The following is a 16,717-nucleotide window of genomic DNA, read 5'->3' as shown; positions in this document are numbered from 1 at the left end:
TCCGGGGACGTGAGCGCGGAGATCATCGACGGCAAGGCGATCGCGGCGAAGGTCCGGGAGGAGGTGGCCCGGGACGTCGAGGCGTTCACCGCGCGGACCGGCCGCAAACCTGGGTTGGCCACCATCTTGGTCGGCGACGACCCGGCGTCCGCGGTCTACGTCGCCAACAAGCGGCGCACCGCCGGCGAGGTCGGGATCGAGTCCTTCCACCACGAGCTGCCCGCGACGGCGACGACCGAGGAGGTCGAGGCGCTGATCGAGCAGCTCAACGCCGACGACGCCGTCAGCGGCATCCTCTGCCAGCTGCCGGTGCCCGACCACCTCGACGGCGTTCACCTGACCGGCCTGATCGACGCGCGCAAGGACGTCGACGGGCTCACGCCTTTGAGCGCGGGCTACCTCGCGCTCGGCCGCGAGGGGCTGCGCCCGTGCACGCCCGCCGGCTGCATGCGGCTGCTGGCCGAGGCCGGCGTCGACCTGACCGGCAAGCACGCGGTCGTGATCGGCCGCTCCAACCTCTTCGGCAAGCCGATGGCCCAACTGCTGCTGGCCGCCAACGCGACCGTGACGATCGCGCACTCGCGCACCGCCGACCTGCCGGCGGTCGCCGCGTCCGCCGACGTCCTCGTGGCGGCGGTGGGCCGCGACCGCATGGTGAAGGCCGACTGGGTCAAGCCGGGCGCGGTCGTCATCGACGTCGGGATCAACCGCAGCGACGACGGCCTGCACGGCGACGTCGACTTCGACGCGGTCAGCGAGGTCGCGGCCGCGATCACCCCGGTCCCGGGCGGCGTCGGCCCGATGACGATCGCGATGCTGCTGCGCAACACGCTGACCGCCGCCGAGCTGGTCGCGCGCGAGGAGGCGCTGGCGTGAACCGCATGCGCGTGGGGGAGTGGGTGGCGGCGGCGGGCGCGGTCGCGCTGCTCGTGTTGATGTTCTTCGACTGGTACGCGTTCACGCCGGTCGCGGAGCCCGTCAGCGGCGGCGGCATCAAGAACCTCGTGACGGTGGTGTGGGCGGGCTCACTCTCCGGCTGGGGGACGCTCGGCTGGTTCATGGACACCTTGGTCGGCGTGCTGATCTTCGGCGGCCTCGCGTTGTCCTACATGACGGTCAAGCGCGCGTCCCCGGCCTGGCCGGTCGGCGCGGGCGTGTTGACGTGGATTGTCGGCAGCCTGATCTTCCTGATCCTGCTCGTCCGCGTGACGATCGCCCAGCCGGGCGTAGACGAAAACTTCACCTTGCAGGCGCCGGCCTACTTCGGCCTCGTGGCCGCGTTCCTGATCCCGCTCGGCGCCTTCCTCTCGATCCGCGACGAGCGCACCGCGTCGGCCGAGGCGCGGGCATACACGCCGCCACCACCGCGCTCGGTTCCCGGCACGTGAGGCGCGCGGCCCGCGCGTCGGCCGCCGTCTCCGGGATCGCCCTCGTCGTGGTCCTGTCGCTGGACTGGTTCGCGCCGGCGCGCGGCGTGCTCATCGTCGGCACCGACGACGGGCGGATCTCGGGCTGGACCGGCCTCTCGCCGTTCTCGGTCGCGTTCCTCGTCGTCGCGGCGATCGCGACCGTCGCCGGGCGCGGCATCGTCGCCGTCGCGGTCTGCACGATCGCCCTCGCGATCCTGCTCACCGACCTGCTCACGCTCGACGACGCGGTCGCTCTGCGCTGGCCCGCCTACGCGGGGATCGCGCTCGCCGCGGACCTGCTGGTCAGCGCGACATGGGCCTGGCGGGCGTCTCACCTAGAATCGCCTGTCGGATGATCGACCGCGAGCAGGTACTGCACGTCGCCCGCCTTTCGAGGCTGGAGCTGTCCGACGACGAGGTGGGGAGGATGGCGACCGAGCTGTCGTCGGTCCTCGGCCACATCGAGAAGATCGGCGAGCTGGATCTGGACGGCGTCCCGCCGACCAGCCACGTCGTGGAGGTCGCCAACGCGCTGCGGCCGGACGTGCCGAAGGAGTGCCTGCCGCGCGACGTCGCGCTGTCGCAGGCGCCGGCCGTGCAGGACGGCGGCTTCCTCGTCCCGAGCCCGCAAGCGTCATGACCGAGATCACGTCGCTCACCGCCAAGCAGGCTGCTGACGCCGTCACCGCTGGCGACCTCGACCCGACCGAGCTGTTCGAGGCCTACCGCGCCCGCGCCGACGCCGACGAGCTCAACGCCTACACCTGGGTCTCCGAGGCGGCGCCGGTCGCCGACGGCATCGCCGGCACGCCGCTGGCCGGCGTCCCGCTGGCCGTCAAGGACCTCTTCTGCACCGAGGGCGTGCCGTCGCAGTCGGGCTCGAAGATCCTCGAGGGCTACCTGCCGCCCTACACGGCGACGGTCGTCGCGCAGCTCGCCGCCGCCGGCGCTCCGCTGCTGGCCAAGACCAACCAGGACGAGTTCGCGATGGGCTCGTCGAACGAGAACTCCGGCTACGGGCCGACGCTGAACCCGTGGGACCGCGCGCGCGTTCCGGGCGGGTCGTCCGGTGGCAGCGCCGCTGCGGTCGCGGGCGGGAGTGCGCCGTGGGCGTTGGGCACCGACACCGGCGGCTCGGTCCGCCAGCCCGCGGCGATGACCGGCATCGTGGGGTTGAAGCCGACATATGGCTCGGTCTCCCGCTACGGGATGATCGCCTTCGCCTCGTCACTGGACCAGGCCGGGCCGCTGACGCGCGACGTCACCGACGCCGCGCTGTTGTACTCCTACATGACGGGTAGCGACCCGATGGACTCGACGTCGCTCGCGCATCCCGACGCGATCGTCTTGCCGTCCGGCGACCGCCTCGACGGGATCACGCTCGGCGTGCCCGAGGCGCTGACCGGCGAGGGCATCGAGCCCGGCGTCTTCGCGCGCTTTGAGGAGACGCTGAAGCTCGCCGAGTCGCTCGGCGCGACGATCAAGCGCGTGTCCTTGCCACACACGGAGTACGGCATCTCCGCCTACTACGTGATCGCGCCGGCCGAGGCCTCGTCGAACCTCGCGCGCTTTGACGGCGTCCGCTACGGCAAGCGCGTCGAGGCCAGCACGCTGCTGGAGATGTACACCAAGACGCGCCACGACGGCTTCGGCGACGAGGTCAAGCGGCGCATCATGCTCGGCACCTACGCGCTGTCGTCCGGCTACTACGACGCCTACTACGGCAAGGCGCAGCGCGTCCGCACCAAGATCGCCGAGGACTACAAGAACGCGTTCGAAGGCGTCGACCTGATCGTCACGCCGACCGCGCCGTCGGTCGCCTGGGAGTTGGGCGCCAAGAGCGACGATCCGCTCTCGATGTACTTGGAGGACCTGTTCACCGTGCCGATCTCGCTCGCGGGCCTGCCCGCGATCTCGATCCCCAACGGGTTGAGCGACAACTTGCCCGTCGGCTTTCAGATCGCCGGTCCGGCGTTCAGCGAGAACCGCGTGCTGAGCGCCGCCTATGCGCTGGAGCAGGCGATCGGCTTCGACGGCGCGGCCGCGGCCGCCGCCGGGAGGAACTAGGACGATGAGCGAGATCACGGAGTACGAGACCGTCATCGGCCTGGAGATCCACGTCCAGCTCCAGACGCAGACCAAGATGTTCTGCGGCTGCCCGTTGGAGTTCGGCGCGCCGCCCAACACGCACACCTGCCCGGTCTGCCTTGGCCTGCCCGGCGCGTTGCCTGTTACGAACGCCGAGGCGATCCATTTCGGTCTGATGATGGGGATGGCGCTGGGCTCTGAGCTGGCGCCGCGGTCGATCTTCCACCGCAAGAACTACTTCTACCCCGACTCGCCCAAGGCGTACCAGATCTCCCAGTACGACGAGCCGCTGTGTCTCGGCGGGCAGCTCGGCGACGTGCGCATCCACCGCGTGCATCTGGAGGAGGACGCGGCTAAGTTGGTGCACATCGGCGCGTCCGGGCGCCTCCATGCCTCCGACGCCTCGATCGTCGACTTCAACCGCTGCGGCACACCGCTGGCCGAGATCGTCACCGAGCCCGACCTGCGCGACGCGACCGTGGCCGCCGAGTGGCTGCGGATGCTGCGCACGACGCTGCGGGCGCTCGGCGTCAGCGACGTCAACATGGAAGAGGGCTCGCTGCGCTGCGACGCCAACATCTCGATCCGCCCCGTCGGCACGTCGGAGCTCGGGACGAAGACCGAGCTCAAGAACATGAACTCGTTCCGCTACATCGAGCGCGGCATCCGCGCCGAGGTCGCACGCCAGACCGCGATCGTGCGCGGTGGCGGCCGGGTCGAGCAGGAGACGCTGCACTTCGACCCGCGGACCGAGGCGATTACGTCGCTGCGCTCCAAGGAGGAGGCGCACGACTACCGCTACTTCCCGGAGCCGGACCTGACGCCGGTCGCGATCTCGAGCGAGATGCTCGACCGTGCGCGCGCCGCGCTGCCCGAGCTGCCGCTGGCGCGGGCGGAGCGGTTTGCGAGCGAGCACGGGTTGAACGAGGAGTCGGCGCACCTGCTCGCGTTCCGTTCTGAGTTGGGGGACTACTTCGAGGAGGCCCACGCTGGCAACGGGGTGGAGCCCCAGCCGCTGGCGAACTGGGTCGCCAACGAGCTGATGCCGCGCCTCGGCGCCGACGTCGATCCTGCCGACTCCCAGGTCGCTCCCGCCGCACTGGCCAAGTTGGTGTCGATGGTCGGCGCCAAGGAGGTCACGGGCGCGGGCGCGCGACAGGTCCTTGATCGTCTGGTCGCCGAGGGCGGTGATCCGGTGGCGATCGTGGAGGCCGAAGGCTTGGGCGCCGTGGGCGGCGCGGACTCTTTGGCGCCGATCGTGACGGCGGCCCTTGACGCCAACCCCGACGTCGCCGAGAAGCTGCGGGGTGGGGACATGAAGCCGATTGGCGTGATCGTCGGGTTCGTGATGAAGGAGACGAAGGGCCGCGCGGACGGCAAGGAGATCACGCGGCTGGTGCGGGAGCAGTTGGGGTTGTAGGGCGCTGGCGCTCGCGTTTGTGGCGCTCAACGCGGGGCGCTTGCGGTGGCGCGGGGCGTGGTTCGGAGGGCGGCGAAGGAGTGAGAGCCTGTGGCGTGGCGACCGCCTTCGGTCGTCCGCGGGCGTCGGGTCGGGCGCGGGGGAGGGTTCGGGCCCGAATTGGACTCCAAGTCGTTTTGTGCCTCTATATGGAGCTCAATCCGACTTGGGTCTCGATCGGCGCCGAACGATGATGCATGTCGTGTTGACCGCCATATAGGCGGTCAGAACGACTTGGACCGCTCCGCGTCCCGGCGCTTCGGCCCCGAACCGCCCTCCCGAGCCCGGCGCGACGCCCGCGGACGACCCCGGGCGGTGGCCACACCAACCCGCCTTCAATCCTTCGCCGCCCAGCCCCGGCGCCTCAAAGCGCCACCGACAAACGCGCTCCTACGCCACGACGCCGGCGCCACCTTGCCGCGCGCCCGAAGGTCGCACCAGCGCCAGCGCCTCCTCCGGCGGCATCGGCCGCGCAAACACGAACCCCTGCCCATGCGGGCAACCCAGAGCGCGCATCGCCGCCAGCTGCTCGTCGTCCTCGATCCCTTCGGCGACCACATCCAGCCCAAGCGCCTGCGACATCTCCACGACCGCGCGCGCCAACGCGGCGGCAGGACCAGACGATGCCGCCGGCCCCACCAACGACCGGTCGAGCTTCAACACATCCACCGGATACCGCTGAAGCGCCCCCAGCGACGACCAGCCGGTGCCGAAGTCGTCGATCGCGATCGACACGCCCAACGCGCGCAAGGCACCAAGTACCTCAACCGCTCCAGGCCCATCGACCAGCAGCGTCTCGGTGACCTCCAGCGTCAGGCAGCGCGCATCGGCTCCCGAGGACGCCAAAGCGGCCGCGACCTCGTCGATCAGCGCCGGCCGCAGCTGCCGCGCGCTCAAGTTCACGCTCATCCGCAACGGTCGCGCGGCGGCCTCGACGAGCTCGGAGAGCAGCCGCGTCGCCTCCGCCAGCACCCAGCCGCCGATGCCGACGATCAGCCCGGTCTCCTCGGCCACGCCGATGAACTCCGCGGGCGCGACGAGCCCGCGCTGCGGGTGCTCCCAGCGCACGAGCGCCTCGAAGCCGGCGAGCTCGTCGCGGTGCAGGTCGACGACCGGCTGCAGGTGCAGGCGCAGCTCGTCGCGCTCCAGCGCGTGGCGCAGCTCGCTCTCGATCGACAGGCGGTGGACGACCGCGGCGCGCAGCCCAGCGTCGAAGACCTCGTAGCGGGCGCCGCCGTGCTCCTTGGCGCGGTACATCGCGACGTCGGCGTCGCGCAGCAGCGACTCGGCGGTGGCCCCGGCGTCGTCGGCGAAGACCAGGCCGGCGGACGCGCCGATGTGCAGCTCGCGCCCATCGACCACGTAGGGCGCCGACACGCTCTCCAACAACCTCGAGGCGAGCGCGGCGACCTCGTGCGGCGCGGCGCTCGTGCCGCTACAGACGACCACGAACTCGTCGCCGCCCAGGCGCGCCGCCAGGTCGCCGCGGCGGATCGCGGCCCGCAGGCGGTCGGCGACCGAGCACAGCAGCTCATCGCCCGCGCCGTGGCCGAGCGTGTCGTTGACGTTCTTGAAGCGGTCCAAGTCCAACAACAACAGCGCCAGGCCGACCTCGCCGCGGTCGGTCGCGGCGATCGCCTGCTCGACGTGCGCGGCCAGGTAGGAGCGGTTCGCCAGACCGGTGAGCGGGTCTTCGAGCGCCTGCGTGCGCAGCTCGTCCTCGATCCGCGCGCGGTCCAGCGCGGTGCCCAGGACGTTGGCGGCCGCCTCCATGAAGCGCGCGTGCTCCGGTGCGAACGGCGGCTCGTCCTCGGCGCGGCGCGCGACGAGCGCCTCGCCGCCGATCGCGACCGCCACCGTGCGCAGCTCATCGGCGACCGGCCCATCAACCAGCTCCACGACGCAGGCCGGCATCTGCTCGCGCAGCAGCGCGGTGACGCGCTCGACCAGCACTTCGGCCTCGCGCTCCTCCAGCGCGACGCGGCTCAGCTCGGCCAGCGCGAGGTTGTGGCGCGCGGTGCGCCGCTGCGCCGTGACGTCCTTGACCTGGCTGAACAGCAGCGGCGAGCCGTCGTCGTCCTCGACCAGAGCGGCGCTGATCTCCAGGTCCACGATCGTGCCGTCGACGGTGACGACGCGCCGGACGTAGGGCGCGACGGACTCGCCCTGGCGGAACGTCTCCCAGACCGGCGCCGCGTTGTCGACGTCGTCCGGATGTGTGACCTCGCCGATGAACGAGCCGACCAGCGACTCGGGCGTGCGACCGAGCATGTCCGCGAAGGTTTGGTTGACGCGCGTCCACGTCAGATCGGTGGGGGAGACGAACGCCATGCCGATCGTCGCCTCCTCGAACCCGCGGGCGAAGCGGCGCGCCTCGTGCAGGCGGCCGACCTCGCGGAACGTCAGGCCGGCGCGGGCCGCGGCGACGACCAGCGCGGCGACGACCAGGCCGCCGGTGATCGGGTCGTCGGAGCGGCCGAAGATCAACACGCCCAGGACGACGACGAAGCACGCGGCGGGCAGGGCGAGCACGGCGCGCGCGTCGGTGCGCATCCGGCGCGACGGCGGCGACGGGCGCCACGCGGCGACCGCGATCATCAGCTGGGCGAGCGGGAACAGGGCGCTGAGCGGCTCCAGCTCGTCGTAGGTTCCGCGCGCGACCGAGACGTCGTTAACGATCTCGGCGACGGCCATCGTCGCCATCGCGGCGATCAGCCAGCGCCAGGTCTCGCCGCGCCAGCCGGTCATCGTCGAGGCCCACAGGAGGATGCTCAGCAGCACCAGCTCGGCGCAGGGCAGCGTGAGCCCCGCGATCGCCTTGGCCGTGCCGACGCCGTGGAGGTCGTGCTCGACCAGCGCGGCGCAGACCGCGGCCAGCGCGAGGCCGCCGAGCGCGCCGTCGAGGCAGAACGACAGCGTGAACGGCCGCAGCCGCGAGCGCAGCATCGTGATCAGCGCCCCGTAGAGCAGAACGTAGAAGCCGATCCAACAGGCGAACGAGACGGCCGGCGGGTCGTCGTGCGGGCGGCTGGAGAGGATCGAGGTCAGCGTCCCGAGCCCGTACAGGACCATGCCGGCGCCTAGGACCGCCCAGGCGGTGCGGTCGCGCTCGATCCGCCACGCGCGGATGAGGACGATGACGGCGGCGGCGAAGTAGACGACCGTCGAACCCCACCAGCGCCACGTGAGGTGCGCGTCGTGGCCCAGGGCAGGGAGGAACCGACCGACCAGATAGACGGCGGCGATCAGGGCGGCGACGGTGGGCACGACCACCCGGCGCGGGGATGTCTGGACGGACACCAGCGTTTCCTCAGTGGTGTATTCGGCGTTTGGCGCCTGAACCCTGAGGGACGGGTCTACGATTGGCGTGTTCAAGCGTTTCAACCGGGAGGCGGAGATGTCGCGACTCGTACGGATGGACCGGACCGGCCACACCACGTTGGCCGAGTGGAGCGTGGGCGATCCGGAGGCCATCGACGCCGCGGTGACCGCCTTTCGCGAGGAGCTCGACCGCGGCTACTTCGCGATGGTCTCGACGGGCCCGGGGCACGCCGAGCAGGTCAAGGAGCTGCCGGTCGACGCCGACCTCGTGATCCTGCGGCTGCCGATCAGTGGCGGCTGAGGCCTCAGCGCTCCCCGAGCGCGCCGCCGTCCATTGGCGGCCGCCGATGGACGCCGCGCGCGTGCGGCGCCGCGGCGCGCTGTGGACGCTGACGACGTTCGCGCACGTCGTGCCGTTCGTCGCCGCGGGCGTGGTGCTGTTCGTCGTGCAGCCGCTCGCTGTGGCGGTGAGCCTGGCGAGCTTCGCGCACGCCTGGATCATCCCCATGCTCTACGCGGCGCGCGGCGCGAACGTGCTGCGCCCGAAGCGTCGCGGGGCCGTCGTGGGCGCCACCGACGCCGGAGCCGCCGCGACCGCGGTCGGCCTGCTCGGCGACCTCGTCGACCACGACACACGCGACCTCTACGCGCAGACCGGCCTCGTGGTCGAGCGCGGCGCGCTGGGCGGCTGGGCGGTCGGCGAGGCGGGCGCGGTCCTGCTGACCTCCCGCGGCCGGCGCGCCACCTGCTTCTGCGTCCGCGTCGACGACCCCGACCTGCCACCCGCCGATCGCACCGCGCACCTGCTGCTCGCGCTGCGCGCCGACGAGGTCGGCTTCGCCACCGTCGCCAACATGGCGTTCTCCGGCGCGCGCTGGCGGATCGCCCGCCGTCTGCCCGCCGAGATGCGGCCGGCGCTCACCGCCGCCGCGGCGCTCGACCGCGTGTACGACACCGCGTCCTGAACTTCCGACCGCCGGGCGATGGGATCGGGACGCCCCGTGGCGCATCATCCTGTCCATGACCACCGCTACCGCATCCCCGCTGTCGAGGATCATCCTCGTCGGCGAGCGTGAGCGGCTGGGGTCGGGCCAGGACGCGCCGGCCATCCGCCGCTACCGCCTCGCCCGCCTGCACGTCAATGAGAAGCCGTCGGGGGCTGACCGTTACGAGCATCTTCGTCGTAGCTACGACTGAGGGACCAATCGCGAACGGCGACTGCGGGCTCCGAGGGGGCGCCCACAGTCGCCGTTTCGCGTTTAACCACCGCTACGTCTTCGGGTACTAGCCTGTAAGGCATGAACGAAGAGGCAGCCAAGCCCTCGCTGCTCAAGCGCCTGCTCGCGCTCGTGGTCCTCGCGGTCGCCGCGTGGATCCTGCTGAAGTTCGTCATCGGCCTGATCGCGGGCCTGGCGACGATCATCGTCATCGTATTGGCGATCGTCGCCGTCTTCTGGGCCTTGAACACCCTCTAACGCGGGGCTGTAGACGATGGTCTACATCGTCATCGCGCTCTCCTTCGGCCTCGCCGGCGGCTTCGTCGGCAAGATCAAGGGCAGCTCGTTCTTCCTGTGGTTCCTGATCAGCGGCGTGTTCCCGTTCATCGGGCTGCTCGCCGCGGTCCTGTACCGCTTCGAGACCGACGAGCCGCTGCGCACGTGCCCCAACTGCGGGCACATCTGCAAGATCCACGACGCCCTTTGCACCCGCTGCGGGTGCGAGCTGGACTTCCCGGAGGAGTCGGAGATCATCCCGCCCGCCACGGCTGCCTAGGCAGCGCGGTCGGTCGGTACACTCCGGCGTCCTCTTCTACAACCCCTGACCTTTTACGAAAGGAGGTCAAGCGCATGCGAGCGGTCGATGCCGTGATGGAGTGCCTTAAGGCAGAAGGTGTGGACGTCGTATTCGGGTATCCCGGTGGCGCCAACCTCCCGACGTACGACGCCTTCGTGGACGCGGGCATCCGTCACGTCCTGGTGCGTCACGAGGCCGGAGGCGGCCACGCCGCGGCGGGCTACGCCAAGGCGACGGGCAAGGTCGGCGTCGCGCTGGGCACGAGTGGCCCGGGCGCGACCAACCTGGTCACGCCGATCATGGACGCGATGATGGACTCGGTCCCGGTGGTCTTCATCACCGGCCAGGTCCGCACCGACCTGCTCGGCACGGACGGGTTCCAGGAGGCCGACATCATGGGCATCACGATGCCCGCGGTGAAGCACTCGTGGATGATCCAGCACCCGCTGGAGATCCCGCGCGTGATCCACGAGGCGTTCCACGTGGCGCGCACGGGCCGGCCCGGCCCGGTCGTGATCGACATCCCGACGGACCTGTCGAAGGCCGACATCCCGTACGAGCCGGTCACCGACGTCCACCTGCCCGGCTACCAGCCGACGACCGAGGGCAACGTCAAGCAGATCCGCCAGGCCGCCAAAGCGCTCGCGTCCTCGCGGCGCCCGGTGCTCTACGCGGGCGGCGGCGTCGTCCTGGCCAACGCCTCAGAGGAGCTGCGGGAGCTCGCGCTCTCCGACCGCTTCCCGGTCACGAACACGCTTAACGGCCTGGGCTCGTTTCCCGGCACGCACGAGCAGTTCCTCGGGATGCTCGGCATGCACGGCCTCCGCGCGGCGAACTACGCGATGGACGAGGCGGACCTGATCTGCGCGATCGGCGCCCGCTTCGACGACCGCATCACCGGCAAGCTGTCGGAGTTCGCGCCGCGGGCCAAGTTCATCCACATCGACGTGGACCCGGCCGAGATCTCAAAGAACGTGCCGGCCCACATCCCGATCGTGGGCGACGCCAAGAACATCCTGGCCAAGCTCGTCAACGAGTACCGCGCGCTGGACGCGGACTCGTCGCGGTTGGAGGAGTGGTGGCAGCGGATCCACGGCTGGCAGGAGCGCCACCCGCTGCAGTACCAGGACTCGACCGACACCGAGATCAAGCCGCAGCGCGCGATCCAGGCGATCTACGAGGCCACCGGCGGCGACGCCATCGTGACCTCCGACGTCGGCCAGCACCAGATGTGGTCGGCGCAGTACTACAAGTTCCCGGAGCCGCGCCGCTGGATCAACAGCGGTGGGTTGGGGACGATGGGCTTCGGCCTGCCCGCCGCGATGGGCGCGGCGGTCGGCTGCCCGGACCAGACCGTGGTCTGCGTCACCGGCGACGGCTCCGTGCAGATGAACTCCCAGGAGCTGGCGACCTGCGTCGCCAACCGCATCCCGGTGAAGGTGTTGATCCTCAACAACGGCTACCTCGGCATGGTCCGTCAGTGGCAGGAGTTGTTCTGGGACAACCGCTACTCGCACGTCGACATGGGGCAGTCGCCGGACTTCGTCAAGCTCGCCGAGGCCTACGGGGCCACGGGCCTGCGCCTGACCAACAAGGACTCGCTGGTCGATGACCTGCGTGCGGCGATCGCGACGGACGGCCCGGTGGTCGTGGACATCCGCGTCACCCGCGAGGAGAACGTGTTCCCGATGATCGCGCCCGGCGCCGCTGCGCGCGAGATGGTGGGGTGAGCGTCATGGGCGATCCCGGGATCAAGGAGATGCTGAACCTCGAGGACCTCGAGGCCAGCGGCCAGATGCGGTCGGGGCGCAAGCACGTCCTGACCATCCTGGTGGAGAACAAGCCGGGCGTGCTCACGCGCATCGCCGGCCTGTTCGCGCGTCGCGGCTTCAACATCGACACGCTCACCGTCGGGCCGACCGACGACGAGCACATCAGCCGCGTGACCCTGACCGTGGACGGTGCGCTGCACCCGATCGACCAGGTCACCAAGCAGCTCCACAAGCTGATCAACGTCCTTAAAATCCGCGACCTGGAGCCCGACGAGACCGTCACGCGCGAGCTCGCGCTGTTCAAGGTCGCCGTCGACGGGGCGCAGCGCGCCGAGGTCCTGCAGCTCACGGAGATCTTCCGTGGCCGCATCGTGGACGTCACGCGCCGGTCGATCATCGTCGAGGTGACGGGGACGACCGACAAGATCGAGTCCTTCGAGGCGCTCCTGCGCCCGTTCGGCATGGTCGAGATGATGCGCACCGGCGAGATCGCGATCTCGCGCGGGCGCGGCGAGACCTGATCTAGCGCTGCTCGCCCGGCCGCTGCGGCGGCGCGTGGGCGATGACCGATCCGATGATGTACGGGCCCGCGAACGCCGCGGGCTCGTCGTCGTTGTCGTTGCGCTCCTTGAAGGCGAAGACGCCGCCGGCGATCAGCGGGCCGATGCCCATGGCGATGAACAAGCCGCCGAGGAACCAGGCGACGCCACCGCCGCTGGGATCGACGCGGTCGGTCAGCTGGGCGTACAAGAACGTGGCGCCGAGGCCGGTGAAGAGCGCGCCGAACCAGAAGCCGGCGAGGGCGAACGAGCGGAACGCGACGACGATCGTCGCCAGGCAGAAGATCGTGGCGCCGGCGCCGACCAGCAGCGCGGCGGTGCCGGTGCCGTCCGGGCACTCGCGGACCGAGACGTAGGGCCCGCCGGAAGCGCAGGTGCCGGTCTCCAGGAGGCCGACGATGCCATAGGCCATCGCGCCGAGCGCGGCGACCAGGACGAGGGAGAAGAGGAGCGTGGTGGGGCGCATTGTGCGGCTTGAGACCGGCCCGGCCGCGCCCGCTTACGCGGTCGTAGACTGCAAGTCCATGGCCTCGGTCCTCACCGCCTCCGGCGGCTTTGCGCTGTCCGCCGCCGACCGCATGCGGTTGGAGCGGCACGTGAAGGAGGCCCTGCGGCGCGCCCGGCGCCACGGCGAGGCGCTGGCGGCGATCTCGGTGCGACTGCCGCGCGACGTGGACCCGAGCGCGGTGGTCGCGAAGGCACGGCGCGCGGGGGCGACCGCCGCCTCGGACGACCCATGGTTCCTCTTTGAGCAGCCGGATCGCGAGAGCGCCGCGCTTGCCGCCCTCGGCTGCGCGGTCGCGATCGAGGCGTCCGGCGACGATCGCTTCGCCGTGGTCTCCAAGCGCTGGCGGTCGCTGGCGTCGCGGGCGGTGTGCGACCTGTTGGACGGGCCGCGCGGGATGGGGCCGATCGCGGTCGGCGGCTTCGCGTTCGCGCCCGAGGGCGGTGCGGCGCCGCACTGGAACGGCTTCGCGGCGGCGTCGCTTCAGGTGCCAGAGGTCGCGATCGTGCGGCGTGGGGAGGACGTGCGGCTCACGCTCACCGTCCTGGCGACGCCGGACGACGTCGCGTCTGACCTCGTCGCCCGCGCCGCGCGGCGCGCGGAGTCCCTCGACCTCTCCGCCCGGATGCCGCTGCTGGACCCGGACCCCGCGGGCCGCTACCGCGTCGTCTCGGCGATGCCGCCTGAGCACTACGAGCAGGCGGTCGCGCGCGCCGTCGACCGGATCGCGCTCGGCGAGCTGACCAAGATCGTGCTCGCGCGCGAGGTCGAGGTGCACGCGCCGGTCGACCACGACCCGGCCGCGGTCCTCGGCGTCCTGCGCGAGGCGTTCCCGGCCTGCCATCTGGTCTGCGTCGGCCGCGGCGACGCCGCGTTCGTCGCCGCCTCGCCCGAGCTGCTGATCCGCCGCGACGGCGAGCGCGCCGCCACACTCGCGCTCGCCGGCTCCACGCGCCGCAGCGCCGACCCGGCCGTCGACGACCACCTCGGCGAGCGCCTGCTGCGCTCCACCAAGGACCGCGAGGAGCAGGCGATCGTCACCCGTCGCATCACTCACACGCTCAAGCCCTACTCGGTCTGGGTCACCGCCCACGACGAGCCCGAGATCGTGAAGATGGCCAACATCCAGCACTTGGGCACGCCGATCCGCGCGCAGCTCTCGCGAGCGGTCTCGGTCCTCGAGCTGGTCGGTGTCCTGCACCCGACGCCCGCGGTCGGCGGCGAGCCGCTGTCGGTCGCCGCGCCGCTGATCCCCGCGCTGGAGGGCTTTGACCGCGGTTGGTACGCCGGCCCGATCGGCTGGGCCGACCGCGACGAGGACGGCGAGTTCGTCGTCGGCCTCCGCTCCGCACTCCTGCGCGGTCGCGTCGCGCGCCTCTACGCCGGCGTCGGCGTCGTCCGCGACAGCGACCCGGCCGCCGAGCTGGCCGAGACCGACATCAAGCTTCAGGCGCTGCTTCCGGTCCTCGCGGGATAGACCGGAGGGCTATCCCGTTGCGGAATCGCCTGGCGCCGATTCCGCGGGCCGGACAGCGCCCGAGCCCTTCGCACGGCGCCAGACGCCGACGACCTCGCGCACGGTGGCGCTTCGCCACGTCGAGCGGCCGTCGAGCGGGCGCACGGCGAGGTCGAAGCGACCCGACTCGCGCTGTTCCACCGACTCCACGAGCGCGTGGAAGCGCCGGCCCTTGCGGTCGATCTCCACGATGTCGCCCGGCGCGATGCCCTTGGACGTCAGGCGGCCGGACGCGGAGGCTTCAGCGTCAGTGGGGGCGGGTTCGGGTTCGCCGAGAAGCGAGATCTGCACGACGCGCCAAGGGTACGGGCCCGACCGGCGTCAGGTGGGTGAGCGACTAGAGCTTGCGCTCGGGCCCGGGCGGCAGCCAGACGGCCGTCCGCGCCCGCCCGTGGGGTCCGCCCGCCGGACGCATCCGCGCGAGGTGCTCTGCGGTCGGCCGGTCGCTGCGGGCGGCGACGGACGTGAGCGCAAGCAGCATCACGAACGCACCGACCCAAGCGGCCGAGAGGGCGACGATCCACACCATCGGGCGGCACCCTACCCCCGATTGCGACGTTCGTCACCTGTCCGGGAGAAGACTTTCACCTTTGGCCCGGAAGACCGCAGCCCAGATGTCACGGTGCAGCGCCACGTTGGCCGCCCGATCGGTGCGGACGTGGACGATCGTGGTGCCCTCGGGCCGAGCGTCCAGCGCCATGCGCAGCGCCGCGAGCTCTTCGACGGCGACGTAGCGCGCGTCGTACAGCGCGGCCGCCTTGGCGATGTCCAGGCCGGTGGGCGTCAGCACGTGCTCTTCGTAGGCCGCGCCCTCGCCGGAGACCGGCAGGAAGTCGAAGATGCCGCCGCCGGCGTTGTCGACGCAGACGATCGTCAGCGGCACGCCCAGGCGCCGCCCGATCAGCAACCCGCCGATGTCGTGGGCCAGCGCGACGTCGCCGATCAGCAGGAAGGTCGGTTTCGAGCGGTCCGCAGCGGCCACTCCGTAGGCGGTGGAGATCGTGCCGTCGATCCCGTTGGCGCCGCGGTTGGCCAGCGCGCGCGGCGGCGCGTCGAGGACCGGCCAGAACGTCTCGGCGTCGCGGATCGGCATCGAAGCGGCAATGACGACGGTGGCGTCGGCCGGGACCGCGGTGGCGAGCGCGGCGGCTATGCGCGGCTCGTTGGCCTCGTCGCCGAGGGTCGCGTCGACCGCCGCGGCGGCGCGGGCGTCGGCGTCGCGCCAGCGGCCGAGCCAGGCGGCGTCGGTGGCGACGACGTCGTCGAGCTGCGCGAGCGCGCTGGGGTCGACCGCGAAGACGTGGCTCAGCGCGGCGCCGGGATCCGGCCAGTCGCCGCCGCCGGTGATGGCGCCCTGGGGAACGTCGCCGAGCGTGGCCAGCCACGTGCGCAGCGGCTTGGAGGTCGGCAGATCGCCCACGCGCAGGACGGCCGCGGGCGCGGGCACGGATCCGGACCCGCCCGCCCCGCGCAACAGCGCGTCGTAGTGGGCGATCGCGGCGCCGCCGCGGCGCGCGCCCGAGAGCGGGTCGGCAAGCACCGGCCACGCGAGGCGTTCGGCCAACGCGGCGGTGGCGGGTCCATCGGCGCCGCGGCCGGCGACGATCAGCCCGTGCGGGCCCGCGGCGCCCAGCCATTCGCGTAGGGGGGCGACCTCGCGCGGCGCCGCCGTGAACGCGGTCCACGGCGCGCCGTCTGGGCGGCCCCCGTCGGCTGGCGAGCCCTCCAGCGACGCGTCGAGGATCAGCGGCTCGCGCAGCGGGACGTTGACGTGCACGACGCCCGGCCGGCCTTCGACCGCCGTGGCGTGGACGCGGCAGGCGAGCTGCCGGATCCAGCGCAGCCGCTCCGGCGTCGCCTCGTGCGTGCCGAGCTCGAAGAACCACTTCGCGTTCGACCCGTACAGCTTGAGTTGGTCGATGGTCTGCCCAGCGCCGACGTCGCGCAGCTCCGGCGGCCGGTCGGCGGTCAGGACGATCAGCGGGACGCCGGCCTCGGCGGCCTCGATCACCGCGGGCGCGTAGTTGGCGGTCGCGGTCCCCGACGTGCACGCCAGCACCGCCGGGCGGCCGGTCGCCTGCGCGAGGCCGAGCGCGAAGAACGCGGCGCTGCGCTCGTCGACGTGCGAGCTGACCGGGATCCGGCCGTCGCGCGCGAGCGTCAGGACCAGCGGCGTCGAGCGCGACCCGGGCGAGGTGCACGCGCCCGCGACGCCGCAGCGGTGCAGCTCGTCGGTGAAGGCGCGCAGGAGGAGGTAGGTGTCGCGGGGGGCGCTCATGGTTAGGTTGGAGGC

Annotated in this window: 19 protein-coding genes; 14 read left to right on the top strand and 5 right to left on the bottom strand. The window is 71.8% G+C overall.

Going from position 1 to position 16,717, the window contains the following annotated elements; translation table 11 throughout:
- Positions 1-9: 9 nt before the first annotated feature.
- Genes folD through gatB form a run of 6 tightly spaced genes read left to right on the top strand, consistent with a single transcriptional unit; the run spans position 10 to position 4,917 of the window.
- Positions 10-876 (top strand): bifunctional methylenetetrahydrofolate dehydrogenase/methenyltetrahydrofolate cyclohydrolase FolD, encoded by an 867-nt coding sequence (folD, locus tag ACT01A_RS03800; RefSeq protein WP_445150915.1) that lies wholly within the window; start codon positions 10-12, stop codon positions 874-876.
- Entirely contained in the window at positions 873-1,388 is a 516-nt protein-coding gene (locus tag ACT01A_RS03795; RefSeq protein WP_445150914.1) for a hypothetical protein, read from the top strand. Before folD ends, ACT01A_RS03795 begins: the two co-directional genes overlap by 4 nt.
- Positions 1,385-1,765, top strand: a complete 381-nt coding sequence (locus ACT01A_RS03790) for a hypothetical protein (RefSeq protein ID WP_445150913.1) — start codon at positions 1,385-1,387, stop codon at positions 1,763-1,765. The genes ACT01A_RS03795 and ACT01A_RS03790 overlap by 4 nt, the downstream gene beginning before the upstream one ends.
- Positions 1,762-2,049 carry an Asp-tRNA(Asn)/Glu-tRNA(Gln) amidotransferase subunit GatC gene (gene gatC, locus ACT01A_RS03785; RefSeq protein WP_445150912.1) on the top strand — a complete coding sequence of 96 codons (288 nt, stop codon included), beginning with the start codon at positions 1,762-1,764 and terminating at the stop codon, positions 2,047-2,049. The genes ACT01A_RS03790 and gatC overlap by 4 nt, the downstream gene beginning before the upstream one ends.
- A complete protein-coding gene (gatA, locus tag ACT01A_RS03780; protein WP_445150911.1) occupies positions 2,046-3,476 on the top strand; it encodes an Asp-tRNA(Asn)/Glu-tRNA(Gln) amidotransferase subunit GatA in 1,431 nt (476 codons plus the stop codon). Before gatC ends, gatA begins: the two co-directional genes overlap by 4 nt.
- Positions 3,477-3,480: 4 nt before the next feature.
- On the top strand, positions 3,481-4,917 hold the full coding sequence (gene gatB / locus ACT01A_RS03775; protein WP_445150910.1) for an Asp-tRNA(Asn)/Glu-tRNA(Gln) amidotransferase subunit GatB: 1,437 nt from the start codon (positions 3,481-3,483) through the stop codon (positions 4,915-4,917).
- Positions 4,918-5,346: 429 nt separating this feature from the next.
- Here gatB and ACT01A_RS03770 read toward each other — a convergent pair whose 3' ends face one another.
- Positions 5,347-8,256: a putative bifunctional diguanylate cyclase/phosphodiesterase gene (locus ACT01A_RS03770; protein WP_445150909.1), complete on the bottom strand. Its 2,910-nt coding sequence runs from the start codon at positions 8,254-8,256 to the stop codon at positions 5,347-5,349.
- A gap of 97 nt (positions 8,257-8,353) precedes the next feature.
- Here ACT01A_RS03770 and ACT01A_RS03765 point away from each other — a divergent pair, with 97 nt between their 5' ends.
- From ACT01A_RS03765 to ilvN, 7 genes are all read left to right on the top strand, one after another.
- A complete protein-coding gene (locus ACT01A_RS03765; RefSeq protein ID WP_445150908.1) occupies positions 8,354-8,578 on the top strand; it encodes a hypothetical protein in 225 nt (74 codons plus the stop codon).
- 46 nt (positions 8,579-8,624) lie between these two features.
- Positions 8,625-9,242, top strand: a complete 618-nt coding sequence (locus ACT01A_RS03760) for a hypothetical protein (RefSeq protein ID WP_445150907.1) — start codon at positions 8,625-8,627, stop codon at positions 9,240-9,242.
- A gap of 55 nt (positions 9,243-9,297) precedes the next feature.
- Positions 9,298-9,474, top strand: a complete 177-nt coding sequence (locus tag ACT01A_RS03755; RefSeq protein ID WP_445150906.1) for a hypothetical protein — start codon at positions 9,298-9,300, stop codon at positions 9,472-9,474.
- 101 nt (positions 9,475-9,575) lie between these two features.
- Positions 9,576-9,752, top strand: coding sequence for a hypothetical protein (locus ACT01A_RS03750; protein ID WP_445150905.1), 177 nt, complete (start codon positions 9,576-9,578; stop codon positions 9,750-9,752).
- 16 nt (positions 9,753-9,768) lie between these two features.
- The gene (locus ACT01A_RS03745) at positions 9,769-10,050 is read left to right on the top strand and encodes a hypothetical protein (RefSeq protein ID WP_445150904.1); all 282 of its coding nucleotides are present in this window, start codon (positions 9,769-9,771) and stop codon (positions 10,048-10,050) included.
- A 74-nt stretch (positions 10,051-10,124) separates the two neighbouring features.
- Complete coding sequence (gene ilvB / locus ACT01A_RS03740; RefSeq protein ID WP_445150903.1) at positions 10,125-11,801, top strand: biosynthetic-type acetolactate synthase large subunit; 1,677 nt, start codon at positions 10,125-10,127, stop codon at positions 11,799-11,801.
- 5 nt (positions 11,802-11,806) lie between these two features.
- Positions 11,807-12,364, top strand: coding sequence for an acetolactate synthase small subunit (gene ilvN / locus ACT01A_RS03735; protein WP_445150902.1), 558 nt, complete (start codon positions 11,807-11,809; stop codon positions 12,362-12,364).
- 1 nt (position 12,365) lies between these two features.
- On the opposite strand, the gene ACT01A_RS03730 is transcribed toward ilvN, so the two are convergent.
- Positions 12,366-12,869 carry a hypothetical protein gene (locus ACT01A_RS03730; protein WP_445150901.1) on the bottom strand — a complete coding sequence of 168 codons (504 nt, stop codon included), beginning with the start codon at positions 12,867-12,869 and terminating at the stop codon, positions 12,366-12,368.
- 58 nt (positions 12,870-12,927) lie between these two features.
- Between ACT01A_RS03730 and ACT01A_RS03725 the strand changes: the two genes are divergently transcribed.
- A complete protein-coding gene (locus tag ACT01A_RS03725; protein WP_445150900.1) occupies positions 12,928-14,385 on the top strand; it encodes an isochorismate synthase in 1,458 nt (485 codons plus the stop codon).
- Positions 14,386-14,394: 9 nt separating this feature from the next.
- On the opposite strand, the gene ACT01A_RS03720 is transcribed toward ACT01A_RS03725, so the two are convergent.
- The 3 genes from ACT01A_RS03720 to menD are packed head-to-tail and all read right to left on the bottom strand — an operon-like array spanning position 14,395 to position 16,702.
- On the bottom strand, positions 14,395-14,715 hold the full coding sequence (locus ACT01A_RS03720; protein WP_445150899.1) for a hypothetical protein: 321 nt from the start codon (positions 14,713-14,715) through the stop codon (positions 14,395-14,397).
- A 46-nt stretch (positions 14,716-14,761) separates the two neighbouring features.
- Positions 14,762-14,953, bottom strand: a complete 192-nt coding sequence (locus ACT01A_RS03715) for a hypothetical protein (protein WP_445150898.1) — start codon at positions 14,951-14,953, stop codon at positions 14,762-14,764.
- A gap of 33 nt (positions 14,954-14,986) precedes the next feature.
- On the bottom strand, positions 14,987-16,702 hold the full coding sequence (menD, locus tag ACT01A_RS03710; RefSeq protein WP_445150897.1) for a 2-succinyl-5-enolpyruvyl-6-hydroxy-3-cyclohexene-1-carboxylic-acid synthase: 1,716 nt from the start codon (positions 16,700-16,702) through the stop codon (positions 14,987-14,989).
- Positions 16,703-16,717: the final 15 nt, after the last annotated feature.

The organism is Baekduia sp. Peel2402, from assembly GCF_052567285.1.
The sequence above is the reverse complement of the archived record's forward strand: the minus strand, read 5'-3'. Positions and strand labels throughout refer to the sequence as shown.